The sequence below is a fragment of the Caenispirillum bisanense genome (assembly GCF_900230255.1).
Classification (GTDB): domain Bacteria; phylum Pseudomonadota; class Alphaproteobacteria; order Rhodospirillales; family Rhodospirillaceae; genus Caenispirillum; species Caenispirillum bisanense_A.
In genome coordinates this window covers 205,055-221,416 of sequence record NZ_OCNJ01000004.1, presented here as the reverse complement: position 1 = coordinate 221,416, position 16,362 = coordinate 205,055, and the positions used below count along the sequence as shown (strand labels likewise).

The 16,362-nt window shown below is 71.5% G+C and carries 14 protein-coding genes; 6 read left to right on the top strand and 8 right to left on the bottom strand.

Annotation, left to right across the window (positions count from 1 at the left end; translation table 11 throughout):
* Window positions 1-225 precede the first annotated feature (225 nt).
* Together CRP50_RS10810 and CRP50_RS10805 are read left to right on the top strand one after the other, a co-directional pair.
* Window positions 226-1,329 (top strand): porin, encoded by a 1,104-nt coding sequence (locus CRP50_RS10810; protein WP_097279172.1) that lies wholly within the window; start codon window positions 226-228, stop codon window positions 1,327-1,329.
* Between the two features lie 279 nt (window positions 1,330-1,608).
* Window positions 1,609-2,679 (top strand): porin, encoded by a 1,071-nt coding sequence (locus tag CRP50_RS10805; RefSeq protein ID WP_097279171.1) that lies wholly within the window; start codon window positions 1,609-1,611, stop codon window positions 2,677-2,679.
* 222 nt (window positions 2,680-2,901) lie between these two features.
* On the opposite strand, the gene CRP50_RS10800 is transcribed toward CRP50_RS10805, so the two are convergent.
* Window positions 2,902-3,852, bottom strand: coding sequence for a diacylglycerol/lipid kinase family protein (locus CRP50_RS10800; protein ID WP_245913439.1), 951 nt, complete (start codon window positions 3,850-3,852; stop codon window positions 2,902-2,904).
* A gap of 228 nt (window positions 3,853-4,080) precedes the next feature.
* Between CRP50_RS10800 and CRP50_RS10795 the strand changes: the two genes are divergently transcribed.
* Both CRP50_RS10795 and CRP50_RS10790 read left to right on the top strand, forming a co-directional pair.
* Window positions 4,081-5,010: a UDP-2,3-diacylglucosamine diphosphatase gene (locus tag CRP50_RS10795; RefSeq protein WP_097279170.1), complete on the top strand. Its 930-nt coding sequence runs from the start codon at window positions 4,081-4,083 to the stop codon at window positions 5,008-5,010.
* A complete protein-coding gene (locus CRP50_RS10790; protein WP_097279169.1) occupies window positions 4,944-6,008 on the top strand; it encodes a glycosyltransferase family 4 protein in 1,065 nt (354 codons plus the stop codon). Before CRP50_RS10795 ends, CRP50_RS10790 begins: the two co-directional genes overlap by 67 nt.
* A 15-nt stretch (window positions 6,009-6,023) precedes the next feature.
* On the opposite strand, the gene CRP50_RS10785 is transcribed toward CRP50_RS10790, so the two are convergent.
* Both CRP50_RS10785 and CRP50_RS10780 read right to left on the bottom strand, forming a co-directional pair.
* Window positions 6,024-6,530, bottom strand: a complete 507-nt coding sequence (locus CRP50_RS10785) for a MarR family winged helix-turn-helix transcriptional regulator (protein ID WP_176525126.1) — start codon at window positions 6,528-6,530, stop codon at window positions 6,024-6,026.
* Between the two features lie 45 nt (window positions 6,531-6,575).
* Window positions 6,576-7,187, bottom strand: coding sequence for an isochorismatase family protein (locus tag CRP50_RS10780; RefSeq protein ID WP_097279167.1), 612 nt, complete (start codon window positions 7,185-7,187; stop codon window positions 6,576-6,578).
* Window positions 7,188-7,305: 118 nt separating this feature from the next.
* Between CRP50_RS10780 and CRP50_RS10775 the strand changes: the two genes are divergently transcribed.
* Together CRP50_RS10775 and CRP50_RS10770 are read left to right on the top strand one after the other, a co-directional pair.
* The gene (locus CRP50_RS10775; protein ID WP_176525125.1) at window positions 7,306-8,169 is read left to right on the top strand and encodes a LysR substrate-binding domain-containing protein; all 864 of its coding nucleotides are present in this window, start codon (window positions 7,306-7,308) and stop codon (window positions 8,167-8,169) included.
* A 40-nt stretch (window positions 8,170-8,209) separates the two neighbouring features.
* Entirely contained in the window at window positions 8,210-8,782 is a 573-nt protein-coding gene (locus CRP50_RS10770; RefSeq protein WP_176525124.1) for a PRC-barrel domain-containing protein, read from the top strand.
* Window positions 8,783-9,044: 262 nt separating this feature from the next.
* On the opposite strand, the gene CRP50_RS10765 is transcribed toward CRP50_RS10770, so the two are convergent.
* The 5 genes from CRP50_RS10765 to CRP50_RS10745 all read right to left on the bottom strand — a co-directional run bounded on the left by CRP50_RS10765 (window position 9,045) and on the right by CRP50_RS10745 (window position 16,083).
* Window positions 9,045-9,527 carry a hypothetical protein gene (locus CRP50_RS10765; RefSeq protein WP_097279164.1) on the bottom strand — a complete coding sequence of 161 codons (483 nt, stop codon included), beginning with the start codon at window positions 9,525-9,527 and terminating at the stop codon, window positions 9,045-9,047.
* Between the two features lie 67 nt (window positions 9,528-9,594).
* Window positions 9,595-10,299, bottom strand: a complete 705-nt coding sequence (locus CRP50_RS10760) for a response regulator (protein WP_097279163.1) — start codon at window positions 10,297-10,299, stop codon at window positions 9,595-9,597.
* A gap of 42 nt (window positions 10,300-10,341) precedes the next feature.
* A complete protein-coding gene (locus CRP50_RS10755) occupies window positions 10,342-13,119 on the bottom strand; it encodes an ATP-binding protein (RefSeq protein ID WP_097279162.1) in 2,778 nt (925 codons plus the stop codon).
* On the bottom strand, window positions 13,116-13,877 hold the full coding sequence (locus CRP50_RS10750) for an endonuclease/exonuclease/phosphatase family protein (RefSeq protein ID WP_097279161.1): 762 nt from the start codon (window positions 13,875-13,877) through the stop codon (window positions 13,116-13,118). The genes CRP50_RS10755 and CRP50_RS10750 overlap by 4 nt, the downstream gene beginning before the upstream one ends.
* A gap of 4 nt (window positions 13,878-13,881) precedes the next feature.
* Window positions 13,882-16,083: a VTT domain-containing protein gene (locus tag CRP50_RS10745; RefSeq protein WP_097279160.1), complete on the bottom strand. Its 2,202-nt coding sequence runs from the start codon at window positions 16,081-16,083 to the stop codon at window positions 13,882-13,884.
* Between the last annotated feature and the right edge of the window lie 279 nt (window positions 16,084-16,362).

Below are 16,362 nucleotides of genomic sequence, written 5' to 3'. Positions count from 1 at the left end.
GCCGGTTGCTTTCCCGCGGAAAGCGGATCGTGTCTTCCATGCAACAGCGTGTCTTGAAGATCAAAGTTCGGTTTATCACGCGATTGTCTTCGCCGGATCATCGTGTCTTTCATACCTGCGAGCGGTTGGCCCGTCGGTCCGGGGGGCTCTGCAGGCCGCCAGGGGGGAACAGATCCAGCGGGTCGCACGGCGCGATCCCCTTCTCGTCACGGAGACTTCGGAACCATGAAAAAGATTCTTCTCGGCAGCACCGCCCTGCTCGCGGCCGCGACGCTGTCCATGCCGGCGTCGGCCGCCGAAAAGATCAAGCTCGGCATCGGCGGCAAGCTCGAGTCGTACTTCGGCATCGTGTCGCAGGACGACACCGCCACCTACGACCCGACCATGACCGGCATCAACACCGACACCGAGGTGTACTTCACCGGCGCCACCACCCTCGACAACGGCCTGACGGTCGGTGCGGTGATCCAGCTCGAGGCCGAGACCGACTCCGCCACCAACGCCGACGAGCAGTACGCCTACATCGAAGGCGCCTTCGGCCGCATCTCCGCCGGTCAGAAGGACGGCGTGCTGAGCCAGTTCGCCCACGAGGCGCCGCAGTACGGCCTCGCGGACGACGACGTCGCCGCCTTCTTCGTGCCGGCCAACCAGTTCGGCAGCGGCATCGCCTACTTCCAGGGTGTCGACACCACGCTGGCCGGCCAGGACAACGCCAGCATCACCTACGTGTCGCCGAGCCTCGCCGGCTTCACCTTCGGCGCCACCTGGATGCCGAACCCGCAGGGCGGCCTGCAGGACAACACCGTGGCGTCGTCGCTCGCCACCGCCGGTCAGCACGACCAGTGGGAAGCCGCCATCGCCTACAACGGCGAGTTCGCCGGCTTCGCCGTCGGCGCCGACGCGGCCTACCTGCAGTCGAGCGGTGACGAAGTGATCGGCACCACCCTCGAAGCCGAAGACGCCAGCGCCTGGCGCGCCGGCCTGATCCTCGGCTACGCCGGCTTCCAGGTCGGCGGCGGCTACCTGAAGCAGGACGCCGTGGGCGGCATCGAGGACAACGAGCAGACCACCTGGAACGCCGGTGTCGGCTACAAGACCGGCCCCTACGGCGTGTCGCTGGTGTACCTGAACTCCAACGGCGAGTCGGCCACCGACGACGAGTCGGACTTCCAGCAGGTGTCGCTGCACGGTGCCTACGAGATGGGCCCGGGCATCACCCTGGGGGCCGCCCTGTTCTGGGCCGAGGGTGAGTTCAGCACCGCCGCCGGCGTCGATCCGGAGAGCGTCGAGGGCACCGGCGGCGTCGTCGGCCTGCAGCTCGCGTTCTGATCCGCTGCCGGCCGCGTGCCGGGAGCCGAGGGGGTCGCGGCCCGATCGCAGCATTGCGGTCGGGCCGCACCGCGTTCAGGCATCGGGCGGTGGGGGGCGGCGCGATCGGATGTGATATTTCCGCAACATTCAGATGAGAATAGCTTTCAGGGAGGGGTTCTGCCTCTTGTCAACCGTTCCGGGCGATGGCTTCCTCTTGGTGATCAACAAGGGGGTCGACTTCCCGCTCTCGCCGTTCCCGGACGGTGATGACCCCAGTCTCTCGGAGCCTGAACAAGAATGAAGCAGCTTCTCCTCGCCTCCTCCGCGCTGGTCCTCGCCGCCGCCGTCGTCTCCCCCGCCTCTGCCGCGGAGAAGATCAAGCTCGGCCTCGGCGGTAAGATGGAACAGTACTTCGGCGTCGTGTCCCAGGACGACACCGCCGCGTTCGATCCGACCGTGACCGGCATCAACACCGACACCGAGGTCTACTTCTCCGGCGCCACCACGCTGGACAACGGCCTGACCGTCGGCGCCATGATCCAGCTGGAAGCCCAGACCAACACCGGCACCCCGAACGCTGACGAGCAGTTCGCCTACATCGAAGGCGCGTTCGGTCAGATCCAGGCCGGTCAGAAGGAAGGCGTGCACGCCCAGCTGGCGCACGAGGCCCCGCAGTACGGCCTGGCCGACGACGACGTCGCCGCCTTCTTCAACCCGGGCAACGTGCTCGGCGCCGCCTACAGCAACATCGTCGACACCACCGTGTCGTCCGACGATGCCAGCGTGTCCTACATCTCCCCGTCGCTGGCCGGCTTCTCGGTCGGTCTGACCTGGACCCCGACCCCGGGCGGCGCGCTGCAGGCGAACCAGGAAACCGCTTCGCACGACCAGATCGAAGCCGCCATCGCCTACAACGGCGAGTTCAGCGGCGTCGGCATCGGCGCCGACGTGGCCTACATCCACACCAACTCGGCCGACGTCGCCAACCTGGACGACCAGACCGCGTGGCGCGCCGGCCTGATCGTCAGCTACGCCGGCTTCGAAGTGGGCGGTAGCTACCTCGGCCTGTACGACCGCGGCGGCCTGAAGGACCTCGACGCCAACGCCTGGAACGCCGGCATCGGCTACAAGACCGGTCCGTTCGGCGTGTCGCTGGTCTACCTGCAGTCCGACGTCGAGCTGAGCGCCACCGTCGACAACGACGCCGAGTACCGTCAGTGGTCGCTGCACGGCACCTACGACATGGGCCCGGGCGTCACCCTGGCGGCCGCCCTGTTCCACGCCACCGGCGAGCTGGACTTCGCTGCCGGCAACGACGTGGACGCGGACGGCACCGGCGGTATCGTCGGCCTGCAGCTGTCGTTCTAATCGACAGACGCATCCGCCTGAACGGGAAAGGCCCGGCGCTCGCGCCGGGCCTTTTTCCGTTTCAGGGGCTTCAGCCGACGCCGCTCGACAGCGTGAGCCTCATCCGAATCGGCCGGCGCGAGCCCCCGCCGCCGACCACGTCGGGCAGCTGTCGCAGGCGGCGGTCGGCGTGGGAGCGGCGCGCCTTTCGCGGCCGCCGGCGCACCCTCGGCGCGGCGTCCCTCAGGCCGGGAAGACCAGCCCCACCGTTTCATCCGCCACGGACATGCGCGTCGGCAGGCGGGCGATGATGTCGCCGTCGCCCTGCACCGGCTCGTGCGCCCGGCCGCCGTCGATGGTGAAGGCGGTGGAGCGCAGGACCTCCACGTCGGCGAAATCGGCGAGGCGTCCGGTGGCGAGGCCGACGGAATAGCGGATGACGTTCCACATGCCTTTTCTCTTCAGCAGGACCATGTCGAGGCAGGGTTCGGTGAGGCCGCCCTCGCGGACGACGACGAAGGGGCCGCCGTAGCGGCGGCCGTTGAGCGCGACCGCCGTCGCCGCCTCGTGGGTGGCGCCGGTGGCGTGGTCGGTGACGGTGAGCGTCGGGAAGCGGTAGCGGCGCGACTGGCGCAGCATCTCCCACACGTAGGCGCCCTTGCCGAGCAGCCGCTTGAGCGGCAGCGACACATGCTCCACCACCACGGCGTCGAAGCCGGCGCCGGCCATGAGGGTGAAGCGCCGGTCGCCGGCGCGGCCCAGGTGGATGCGCCGCACCGGGCCTTCGGCGAGTGCCCGCGCCACGGTGCGCGGCGCCAGGGGAAGGCCGATCTCGTGCGCCAGCACGTTGGCGGTGCCGAGCGGGATGATGCCGAGCGGGACCCGCGATCCGGCCGCCACCAGGCCGTTGATGGCCTCGTTGATGGTGCCGTCGCCGCCCGCCACCACCAGCACGTCGCAGTCCTCGGGGACGGCGTCGGCGGCGAAGACCTCGGCATCGCCCGCCTTGCCCGTCTCGCGCAGGGTGACGACGCAGCCGGCCTCCGCCAGGTGCTTCAGCGTGGCGTGCAGGCGCCGGCGCCGGTTGCCGCCGGCGGTCGGGTTGAAGATCACCGTCAGCCGGCGGGCGGTCGTCCGGTCGGCGGCGGGATCGGCGGCGGCCGTGCGATCGGCACGCGGAGAGTCGAACACCATGCTTCTCCAGGAAAGAGGTATGCGGCAGCGGCCTAGTGGCCTGTCGCCGAGGAAACGCACAGCCGGAAATCATCCGTTACAGATATATGTCCTAAAGAAGTCTTCCGTATTGCAGCGTGATTAATTGTTCTTTTCAGTATCTGAATTTCGTTCTCTGCTGTGCGCTCTTATACTACACCTTGCGCCGAGATCAACCGCCCTCGCGGCCTTTTGTGCAGACAGCGGAAGATGAACGCGGTGAGCACGCAGCGCCGGTACAGATCCGTCTTCATTTCCGACGTCCACCTGGGGACGCGCGGCTGCAAGGCGGACTTCCTGCTCGACTTCCTGCGGGTGGTGGAGAGCGACAACCTCTATCTGGTCGGCGACATCGTCGACGGCTGGCGCCTGCGCAAGCACTGGTACTGGCCGCAGAGCCACAATGACGTGTTGCAGAAGCTGCTGCGCAAGGCGCGCAAGGGCGTCAACGTGGTGTTCATTCCGGGTAACCACGACGAGTTCGCCCGCAGCTACACCGACCACGAATTCGGCGCGGTGAAAGTGATGTTCGAGGCGACCCACGTCGCCGCCGACGGCCGCACCTACCTGGTCATGCACGGCGACCAGTTCGACGGCGTCATCCAGTACGCCAAGTGGCTCGCGCACCTGGGGGACTGGGCCTATACCACCGCGCTCGCCCTGAACCACTGGTTCAACGTGGCGCGCAAGCGCCTGGGCCTGCCCTACTGGTCGCTCTCCAAGTACCTGAAGCACAAGGTGAAGAACGCCGTGTCGTTCATCGCCGACTTCGAGAACGCCATGGCCGAAGTGGCGCGCCAGCGCGGCGTCGACGGCATCGTCTGCGGCCACATCCATCACGCCGAGATCCGCGACGTCGACGGCATCCTCTACTGCAACGACGGCGACTGGGTCGAAAGCTGCACGGCGCTGGTCGAGCACTTCGACGGCCGCATGGAAATTCTCGACTGGACGATCCTGCGCACCTTCGACCCGCTGGGTGCCTACGAGCACGCCCGCACGCAGCCGTCCGGTCCCGTCACCGTGCCCGAGGCGACGCGCCCGGAGCCGGCCCCCGTGGAGAACACACAGGCATGCGCATCCTCCTCGTTTCCGATGCTTGGACGCCTCAGGTCAATGGTGTCGTCCGCACGCTCCTGACCCTGCGGGAAAAGCTGACGGAGCGCGGCCACCAGGTCGTCGCCATCACGCCGACCGACTTCCGCACCATCCCCTGCCCGACCTATCCGGAAATCCCGCTGGCCCTGCTGCCGGGCAACAAGGTCGGCCGGATGATCGAGAAGTGCCGGCCCTGCGTCATCCACATCGCGACGGAAGGGCCGCTGGGTCTGGCGGCGCGCGCCTACTGCATCAAGCGCGGCATTCCCTTCACCACCGCCTTCCACACCAAGTTCCCGGAATACATCCAGGCCCGCACCCGCCTGCCGCTGTCCGTCGGCTACAAGGCGGTGCGCTGGTTCCACGGGCCGTCGCGCTGCGTCATGGTGGCGACCGACGGCATCGAGGAGGAACTGCGCCGCTGGGGCCTCACCAACCTCGGCCGCTGGGGGCGCGGCGTCGACACCGACCTGTTCAAGCCCGACGAGGCGGCGCGCGGCCTGTTCCGCGACGACGACGGCCGGCCGGTGTTCCTCTACGTCGGCCGCGTGGCGGTGGAAAAGAACATCGCCGCCTTCCTCGACCTCGACCTGCCGGGCCGCAAGGTGGTGGTGGGTGGCGGCCCCATGCTGGACGACCTGCGCCGCCGCTACCCCGCCGTCACCTTCACCGGGCCGAAGTTCGGCGAGGAACTGGCGCGCCACTTCGCCGCCGCCGACGTCTTCGTCTTCCCGTCGCTGACCGACACCTTCGGTCTGGTGGTGCTGGAGGCGCTGTCCTGCGGCACGCCCGTCGCGGCCTTCCCGGTCGCCGGCCCCAAGGACGTGCTGCAGGGCGAGCCGGTGGGCGTGCTCGACACCGACCTGCGCAAGGCGGCGCTCGCGGCGCTGGAGATCCCGCGCGACCGCTGCCGCGCCTTCGCCCTGCGCAACAACTGGGACGCCAGCGTCGACCAGTTCCTGGCCAACCTGGCGCCCTTCGACACCGACCAGTTCTTTCCCGAACTCGTCCCCGCCCGCGACGGGGTGGCGGCGGAGTAGCGCCGGGCGCGGGGGCTACTCGGCGGGCGGCGGTTCCGGCATGGGCGAGGGGCAGGCGCCCTCGCCGCAGGCGCGGCGGTCGCACAGGCGGCAGATGCGGCGCGCATGGCCGGGATCGCGCACGGCCGCCGCCAGCAGCTTGTCGAGCAGCCGGTCGAAGTCCTTGCGGTCCTTCTTGTCGAGCACCTCCACCATGTCGCGCAGCACGCCGAGGCGCCGCGCCTGGATCAGTTCGCCGAGGCGCCGGCCCTCGTCGGTGAGGGCGATGGGGACGATGCGCCCGCTGGCCGGCAGGCGGCTCACCAGCCCGTCGGCCACCAGCTTGTCGACCATGCGCGTGCAGGCCGGCTGCGACAGGCCGACGACGCCGGCGAGTTCGGTGGTGCCGAGGCTGGCGTGATGGCGCAGCGTCAGCAGGGCGGCGGTGGCCGAGGGCGACAGGTCGCCGCAGCCCTCGGCCATGGCGTCCACCAGGGCGAGCCCCAGGGCGCCGAGCTTGTTGGCGGTGGCTTTCTTGGTCATGCAGACAACATGCATGCCGACCGCCGCCCGTTCAAGGGGTGAGCCTCAGGCCGGCACCATTTCCTGGTTGGGCACCACGATGGCGAAGCGGTCGGCGAGCGCCGCCAGCTCCACCCGGTGCAGCGTCTCGGCCTCCACCGCCGTGCCGCCGCCGACGGCGTCGGGCAGCGGCCGGGTGGCGCAGGCGGCGGCGACCACCGTCGCGCGCCAGCCGTGATCCAGGGCGGCGCGGGCGGTGGCGCTGACGCACATATGCGTCATGAAGCCGACGACGATGACCTCCTGCCGGCCGGTGGCCTTCAGCACGGCGTCCAGGTCCGTGCCGGCGAAGGCGTTGGGCAGGCGCTTGCGCACCACGTGTTCGCCGGGGTGCGGCGCCACGGCGTCGATGATCGCGCCGCGCGGCGCGTCCAGGTCGAACAGGCTGCCCGGCGCGCCCTGGTGGACCACGTGCACCACCGGCGTGCCCGCCGCCCGCGCCCGCTCCAGCAGGGCGGCGGCCTCGGCGACGGCGGGGCGCACGCCGGGCAGGGCGAGCGGCCCTTCCAGGTACTCGTTCTGGCAATCGATCAGCAGCAGCACGGCCTCCGCCAGGCGCGACGGCGCCAGGTTGGCGCGCGCCATGGCGAGCAGGGTGGTGGGGGCGGGGGAGGTCATGGACGCGGTCTCCGCTGGGGGTGAGTGTCTTCGGTGACACCTTATGGCTTGCACTGTTGCAGCCTCCATCCGAGACTTCGCCGTTCGGATCTGCATTTCCGCAGAGAGAGGCGCGGCGGTGGATTGGGATGATGTGCGGGTCGTGGTCGCCGTCGCGCAAGGCGGCACCCTGTCGGCGGCGGCGCGCGTGCTTGGCGTCAACCAGACCACGGCGGCGCGGCGGCTGGCGGCGCTGGAGGCGGCGCTCGGCGCGACGCTCTTCACCCGCGCCGACGGCCGCCACGTGCCGACGCCGCTGGGCGAGGCGGTGGCGGCGCGCGGCGCGGCCATGGCGGCGGAGGCCGATGCCATCGCCCGGCTGGTGGCCGAGGGCGGCGATGCGGCCGCGGCGGGCTCGGTGCGGCTGACGGCGACGGACGGCATCGTCACCCACTTCCTGGTGCCGCGGCTCGGCGCCTTCTGGGCCCGCTGGCCGCGCATCGCGCTGGAAATCGTGCCCGGCGCCGGCACGCTGAACCTCACCCGGCGCGAGGCCGACATGGCGCTGCGCCTCAACCGGCCGCAGGATTCGGGCGTGGTGGCGCGCAAGGTGGCGGACCTGGGCTGGGCGCCCTACGGCGCCGCCGCGGACGGTCGCGTCGGGCTGACGGAGCGGTCGTGGGTCGGCTACGACGATGCGCTCGCCCACCTGCCGGAAGCGCGCTGGGCGGAGCGGGCGCGCGGCGGCGCGCCGGTCATCCTGCGCACGCCGCATGTGGTGGCGCTGCTGGAAGCGGTGGCGGCGGGGCACGGCATCGGCGTGCTGCCGTGCTGGATGGGCGATGCCGACCCGCGCCTCGTGCGGCTGTCCGACGACCCGCCGGGCCGCCGCGAGTGCTGGCTGGTCATCCACGAAGCCTTGCGCCGGCAGGCCCGCGTCCGGGCCGTCGCCGAGTGGCTGACGGCCCTGTTCGACCAGGAACGCGCCCGCCTGCTCGGCTGAGGCGTTGATGGTGCAGACCCGTCAACCGCAGGAGGCCGTCATGCCCAAGCGTCCCGTCGCCGCCGCGTCCGCGCTCGTCGCAGCGCTGGTGCTGGCCCTTCCCGCCGCCGCCGAATCGCAGCCCGACGAGAGCTGGACCGGCGAGACCGCACCCGAACAGCGCGAGCAAACCGACAAGAACGAAGCGGCCGCCACCGTCCAGGACCCCTCGGTGAAGGGCTCTGTGGCCCCCGCCGCCCCGCCCGACGAAGCCACCGCCGGCGGCGTGACCGAGCTGCAGCGCACCGACCAGCCGCAGGAGGTCAACGCCGCCACCGAACAGCGCAAGGACACGATCGTCGAGGCCTCGCCGCGCCTGGGCGACGAGGACCGGCTGGTGGACCTGATCGGCCGCGACGTCTACTCGTCGGACGGCGAGCAGTTGGGCGAACTGAGCGAAGTGCTGGCCGATCCCGACGGTGGCGCCGACATGGCCGTGGTGGACGGCGACGGCTTCCTGGTGTTCGACGGCGGCCAGATGCGCCTGCCGCTGGCCGACCTGGACGTCGACGGCGACCGCCTGATCGCCCCGCTGACGGCGGAGCAGGCGGAGGAGCGCATGGGATCGGAGTAGGGGCGGCGGGTGCCGGGGGACGGCATAATCGCCTGACGTAAAAGAGGAAAATGTCATGGCCGGGCTCGACCCGGCCATCCACGGCGTGCACGGCGGCGGCCGTCGTAGCGCCGTCCTCCACGGCATCCGCCGGTGGGGGCGTGGATGCCCGGATCAAGTCCGGGCATGACAACGGAGGAGGGCGAAGGGGGCGAAGGGCCGGCGGAGGGGGAAGAGCGCAGGGCAAAGGGCGAAGCGCGAAGCCCCCCTCCCGCCGGCCGCCTCAGCCGCCGCTGGTGGGGTAGTCGGGGTCGACCTTGGGGTGCTTGCCGCCGTCGGGCTTGGCGGTCATGCCGTGGTGGGCGGTGGCGCCGGCGCGGGGGTGGGTCTGCTTGCGGGCGGCGCGCTTCTGCTCGAGGGCGCGCAGCATGATGTCGCGCTGGCTCTCGTGGCCCTCGGCCTTCGCGAAGCGGCTGATCTCGCGGTTGACCCGCTTCAGCGCGCCGACGAAGACCTGCTCCTTGCGGGCGGTGCCGGTGTTGTCGGTGGCCGGGCGGGCGCCGCGCGGGGCGGCCTTGCCGCGCACCTCGCGGCGCTGCTCGCGCGAGCGGTCGCGGGCCTTGGCGCGCAGGTCGCGCAGGCGCTTCTGGTGATCGACCAGATCCTTGCGGCCGAGGTCGCAGATGGCGGGGTAGTGCGTGCGGGCGACGGTCTCGAACTCGTCGTCGCTCAGCAGGCGCTTCTCGTCGCGCACCGTGATGGTCATGGGGCTGCCTCCTGGCTGGGTTGGCCTGTCCCTGACCAACGCCGGCCCGGCCGGCCCGTTCGGCGCCTCAGCCGGCGATCTGCAGGCGGTAGCCGACGCCCGGCTCGGTGACGATGAGGCGCGGGCGCGACGGGTCGGCCTCCAGCTTCTGGCGCAACTGGCCGACGTAGACGCGCAGGTACTGCGTCTCCTCCACGTAGGCCTCGCCCCAGATGTCGCGCAGCAGCTGCTGGTGGGTGATGACCTTGCCGGGGTGGGCGGCCAGCGCCCGCAGCAGGTCGTATTCCTTGCGCGACAGGCGTACCGCCTGGCCTTCCACCGTCACCAGCCGCTTGGCGAGGTCGATCTCCACCCGGTCGGTCTTCAGCACCGGCTCGTCGCTGCCGGCCGGGCCGACCTGGCGCAGCGCGGCGCGCATGCGGGCCATGAGTTCGGCCATGCCGAAGGGCTTGGTGATGTAGTCGTTGGCGCCGCGGTCGAGCGCCTCCACCTTGTCGCCTTCGTCGGAGCGCACCGACAGCACGATGATCGGCATGGTCGACCATTCGCGCACGCGGGCGATGACGTCGAGCCCGTCCATGTCCGGCAGGCCGAGGTCGAGCACCATGAGGTCCGGCTTGTCGACCGTGGCGGCGCGGATGGCGGCGTTGGCGTCCTCGGCCTCCACCACGCCGTAGCCGTGGGCGTTGAGGGACGCCTTGAGAAAGCGGCGGATCTGCGGCTCGTCGTCGACGATCAGGATCTTGGCGTTGCCGGTGGCGTCGGTGGGCATGGGGTCCTTCTCTCTCCGTCCCTTGCGTCTGGCGGCGCCGCCTCAGGCGTCGGCGGCGGCTTCCGGGTCTTCCAGCGGGTCGCTCTGGCCGGGGGTTCGCACCGGCAGGCGCACGCGGAAGATGCTGCCCTGGTTGGCGCCCGGGCTTTCGGCTTCGATGGTGCCGCCGTGACCTTCGACGATCCCCTTGCAGATGGCAAGCCCGAGGCCGGTCCCCGCCACCACGCGATCGCGCGCATAAACGCGGAAGAACTTGTCGAAGATGCGCTTGCAGTGTTCCTGCGGGATGCCGATGCCCTCGTCCTGCACCTCCAGCACGATCCAGTTGGCGGCGTGGCGGCCGCGGATGGTGATGGTGGAGCCGACCGGGGAATACTTCACGGCGTTGTCGATGAGGTTCATGAGCACGTGCTCCATGAGCACGAAGTCCACCTGGAACAGCGGCATCATGGGGGCGATGTCGACCTCCACCCGCACCTTCTCGAGCCGGCTTTCCATGCGCTCCAGCGTGGTGCCGACCAGGTCGTCGAGGTCGGCCCACTGCGGCTTGGGCACCGTCGCGCCGGCCTCCAGCTTGGTCATCTGCAGCAGGTTGCCGACGAAGCGGTTGAGGCGCTCGGCCTCCTCCAGCACCGTCTTCAAGAGGTCGCGCTGCACCTCCTCGCTGTAGGAGCGGCCGTAGGCGAGCAGCGAGGTGGTCGAGCCGATGATGGAGGCGAGCGGCGTGCGCAGGTCGTGGCTGAGCGACGACAGCAGGGCCGAGCGCAGGCTTTCGGTCTCGGCCACCACGCGCACGTTCTCCACCTCGCGGTTGAGCTGCATGCGCTCCAGCGCCAGGGCGGAGAAGCCGGCCAGGCTGTCGAGCTGGCGGCGGAAGGTGGGGCTGCGGAAGGACGCCGGGTCCTCGGCTTCCACCACCAGCACGCCGATGATGGTCGAGCCGGTGCGCAGCGGGTGGAACATGCGCCCCGCATTGCTGTGCACGGCGGTGCCGCGGCCGGCGGCCTCGCCGTAGCGGCGCACCCAGGCGGCGATCTTCCAGTCGCCGTCGGGCAGGGCGCCGCCGTCGGGCCAGGCGACGCACAGCTCGTCGGCCTCGGCGTCGGAGCCGGCCGGGCCGGGGTCGGCTTCGGCCACCATGCGGCGCGGCAGCACGATGGAAACTTCCACCGACAGGAGGTCGCGCAGCTGGCGGGCGATGGCGTCCATCACCGCATGGGGGTCCGAGGTCGCCGCCACCTCGCGCGACAGGTGGTAGAGCGCGCCCGTATGCCGCTCGCGCCGCCGTGCCGCCTGGGCCTGGTCGTGCAGGCGACCGGCGAGGTTCGACGTGATGGCGGCCAGCACCAGATAGATGGCGAGCTGGAAGATCTGCTCCGGCTTGTCGGGCGTCAGGGCGAACTTGGGCTCGACGAAGAACACGTTGAACATGGCGAGCCCGATCACCGAGGTGAACAGGGCCGAGGCGAAGCCGTAGGCGGTGGCGGCGTAGACCACCGCCATGAGCATGATGATGGACAGGCTCTCGGACGGCAGCAGCGGGTCGAGCACCTTGATGAGGCCGGCCGCCATGCAGGCCGCCACGGCGCCCGCCAGGTACTCGTGGAACCACGGCCGGCCGTCGTCGATGCGCCACGGCAGGGCGAAGGCGTCCACCGTCACCTCCGGCCCCGGCACGATGTGGACGCCGAGGTTGCGGAAGCGCTCCATCAACTGGTCGGCGAAGGGCCGCTTCCACAGCCGCCGCAGGCCGCGCACCGGCGGGCGGGCGACGACCACCTCGGTGATGCGCTGGGTGCGAATGAAGTCGCTCACCTCGTCGAGCAGGTCGGGGCCGCCGAGGGAGACCACCTCCGCGCCCAGGTGGTCGGCGAGGTGCAGGCTCTCGCTCACCTCGCGCTGCAGGGCGCGCGGCAGGCGGTGGTTCCAGGCGGTGTCCACATAGGCGACATACCACGCCGCGCCGTTGCGGTCGGCGAGGCGATGGCCGTCGTGCACCAGCCGGTCGGGCCGGCCGACGTCGGACAGCAGCACCAGGATGCGCGGCGGCACGCCGGGCTCGGCCGGGGTCGACTCCACGGGGCTGCCGACGCTCTCCGACCACTGCTCCAGCGACTGGCGGTGGACGTGGCGGGCGGTGACGCCGATGGCCACCTCGCGCAGCACGGTCAGGCATTCGATGCCGTAGAGCGGCGCCAGCGCGTCGTAATCGTCCTCGCCCAGCATGAGCTGGTGGGCCTCGAACCGGTTGGCGAGGTCCTGCGGGGTGGCGTCGATCAGCTCGATCTGGTCGGCTTCCGTCAGCAGCCCTTCCGGCAGCACGTCCTCGGTCGGGATCAGGGCGAGCACGCTGATGCGGTCGCGCGCCGTTTCCAGATGGGCGGCGGAGACGGCGGCGTAGACGTCGATGCCGCCGTCGAGGATGGCGTCCAGTTCCGAGGTGCCGGCCTGCAGGCGCGCGATCTGGCGGTTGCCGCCGCGCAGGCCCTTGACCACCACCACGTCCGGTTCCTGCCGCATGATGTCGTCGACGCTGGAGGCACGCACCAGCACGGCGTCGCTGTCCTGGATCTCCGGCGGCAGGGCGGCGACGTCGTCGGGGATGAGCAGGCCGATGACCGGCCGCCGCGTCTCGGTGGCGCGGTCGCGGCGCAGGCGGTGCAGGGTATCGGTATAGGCGGCGAGCACGGTCGGCACGGTCGCCGCGCCCGGCGCGACGCCCAGGAACACCTTCAGCCGGCCGCGCGGTGCCGCCTCGACCGGGGCCGGGGCCGGCGCCGGCTGCGGCGTCTCGGGCAGGGGCGCCGCGTCGTCCTTCATCGCCGGATCATCCTTGCGCGGGCTGGTGACGATGGTGCGATCTCCTCCTCCGACGCGGCGTCGCCTCGCCGCAGCATGATGTCCGCCACCACGGGCAGGTGGTCCGACGCCTGGCGCGCCAGGCGGCTGCCGTGGGTACGCACCCGCCCGACCACCGTGTCCGGCACCGCCCGGATACGGTCCAGGGCAAGAACCGGCAAGTGGGCCGGAAAGCTCGCCGGCGTCTTGCGCCAGGCGAGGCGCGGGCCGAGGTGGCGCAGGACTTTGATGTCCGGCCACCAACTGTTGAAGTCTCCGAGTATTACCACAGGAACCTCGCCCCGTGCGGCGATGATTTCGCCGAGCCGCGCGTGCTGCCGCGCCCGTTCCCACACCCGCAGGCCGAGGTGCGTCACCACCACCCGCACGCGGCGGCCGCGGTCGGCGTCGATGTCGGCGACCACGGCGCCGCGCGGTTCGTAGGGGTCGACCGACAGGTCCACCAGGCGGGCGTCGAGCAGCGGCCGGCGGGTCAGCAGCACGTTGCCGAAGCGCGCCTCCGGCCGCACGATGTTGGGCCCGGCGACGGCCGTCATGCCGGTGGCGCGCTCCAGGTAGGCGAACTGGTCGCCGCGGGTGTCGCCGCGCGCCGATACCTCCTGCAGGCCTACCACATCGGCGTCGATCTCGGCCAGCACGGCGGCGATGCGCGCCGGGTCGCAGGCGCGGTCGGCGCCGACGCAGGCATGCACGTTGTAGGTGGCGAAGCGCAGGGGCATGGCGTCAGTTCCCGTCGCGCCCTCGCCGGCGGCGCGCCACCAGGCGCTGCAGGCCCACCGACACCGCCAGCCACAGGACGAGGCAGCCGACCAGCAGGGCGATGCGTCCCGGCGTCGGCTCGTCGATGAGGTCCATGATGCTGGTGCCGAGCAGCGTCATGACGGCGATGCCCGGCAGCATGCCGATGAGGGTGCCGGCCAGGAAGTCGCGGAAGCGGACGTGGCTCGCCCCGGCCACCAGGTTGATGAGCAGGAACGGCGCCACCGGCGCGACGCGCAGGAACACCACGGCGACGATGCCGCGGTCGCCCATGGCGCGGCTCATGCGGTTGACGGTGGCGCCGGCATAGCGCCGCACCAGCCGCCGCCCGAGCGCCGAGCCGAGGCCGAAGCTGACCATCGCCGAGGTGACGGCCCCCACGGCGGCGTAGGCGAAGCCGAGCGTCGGACCGAAGATCATGGCCGTGACGGTGATGAGGACGGTGATGGGAAAGGCCACCAGCCCGAGTACCACGTAGCCGCCGATCACCGCCGCCGGCGTCCACGGCACGTCGCGCACCTGCCCGGCCCAGGCCAGCAGCACCTGCGGGTCGAGCCCCTGGCGCAGGGGCGTGAGCTGCCACAGGGCGACGGCTCCGGCGATGAGCGCCACCACCACGAGGCCGATCCACAGGTGCGCCGTCAGCGGCCGGCGGCGGGCGCCGACGGGCGCTTCAGGCACCTGATCGGCGACGAAGCGCTCGAAGTCGATGGGTCGCTCGGGGTCGCCGATGCGGCTGAGCAGGGCGGTCGTCTCGGCGGGGTCGGCGGGGCCGGGGTCCACCGTCTCCAGCCGCCGGGTCGGGCAACGACCGTCGAGGGCCTCCACCGCCCGCAGCAGCGACCCGCCGGCCGCCGCCTCGGCCTCCGCCACGGCGTCGGGGGTGCAGCCCATGTGCTCGGCGAGCAGGCGGCGGCGCAGCTCGGCGATGGCGCTCGCGTGGCCTTCGTGTTCGGCGGCGAGGGTCACGTTGGTCTCGGTGTCGAGGCCCATGGAGCGGTTGGCGAGGTTGGCGCTGCCGATGGTGAGCAGGCGGTCGTCGACGATCATCAGCTTGCTGTGGACCTTGACGTCCTGCGCCGCCTCGCCCTCGCCCACCAGCGGCGCCACCAGCCGCACGCGGTCGCCGGCGCCGGTGGCGGCGAGGCGGGCCATGAAGGCGGCGCGGCCGGCGCCCATGGTGCTTTCCTCCAGCCAGTCCATGGCGGTGCGGGGACCGACCAGCAGCACCTCCAGGTCGGGCGCTTCGCGCAGGCGGGCGGCGAGGGCGTCGGCGACGGGCGCGGCGGTCAGGTACTGGTTCTCGACCACCACGAAATGCTGCGCCGCGCCGATGGCGGCGCAGTAGAGGTCGCGGATCTCGGCCACCGCCCGCTCCGGTTTGCGGGCGGGGCGGGTGCGGCTGATGGCGACGGGGACGTCGCGGAAGGCGGCGGGCAGGCCCGGCGGCCACGGCGGCGGGCCGTCGTCCGGCAGCGGCGCCGCCAACCGTTCCCCCGTCGCCCGCTGCCAGCGCGCCCGCGCCAGATCGCCGAGGTCGGCGGCGGCGGGGCCGGAAAGCAGCATCTGGACGTCGTGCACCGGCGGATAGGCCTCGCCGCCGGGGTCGCGGCGGCGCGGGTCGGCGGGGTCGTGGGCGGGGGTGTCCCACCGCCGGATGGACACGTCCATGCCGCCGCAGAAGGCGAGCGCATCGTCGATGACCACCACCTTCTCGTGGTGGCTCGCTTCCATGGGCAGGCGGTCGTCGAGGTGCAGCCGGACGCGGTCGGGCGTCGTCCAGCCGAGCGTCACCTTGGGCAGCGGCTCGCGGTCGAGGGCATAGAGAAGGGTGTAGTCCCACAACAGGATGTGGACGTTCAGGTCGGGGCGGCGGTCCACCAGCCACCCCAGGAAGTCGCGCAAGGCGCGCGGGCCGCCGTCGCCGGGCGGCGTCTCGCCGACCAGTTCGGTGCGGCCGTCGACGTCCCATCCGAGCAGGATCACCTGCCGGCGCGCCGTCAGCAGCGCCTGGCGCAAGGCCGCGAAATAGGCGGCCCCATCGACCAGCGCCGTCGCCCGCCCGGCCCGCGAAACGCGCCACGCCACGCCCGGCCGGTGCAGGACATCGGCGGGCGGCGCGACGGTGAGCGGGGCGGCGTCGGCGGTCGGTCGGGGTGTCGACAAGGTCTGGTCCGTCAGGGCGGTATCCTCGGCGGGTGGCGCGGGGACGCACAGCCGCCGGCCCGCCGCCTTGGCGCGGCCGCCACCACGCGCCCCTGTCGTCACCACCAACGCCGAAACGGCGGCGGCGGTTCCGCAGGAAGAACCCGGGAAAACGCACGAGCCGGGCCGCGGTTGCCGCAGGTCAAAAAACCGTCAAACGCCGAAAATGATCAATAAATGGGCAGTATGGCGCCCATCCTGGCGGCAGATGGTCGCCCGCTCGCGGGCGCCGGGGCGGAT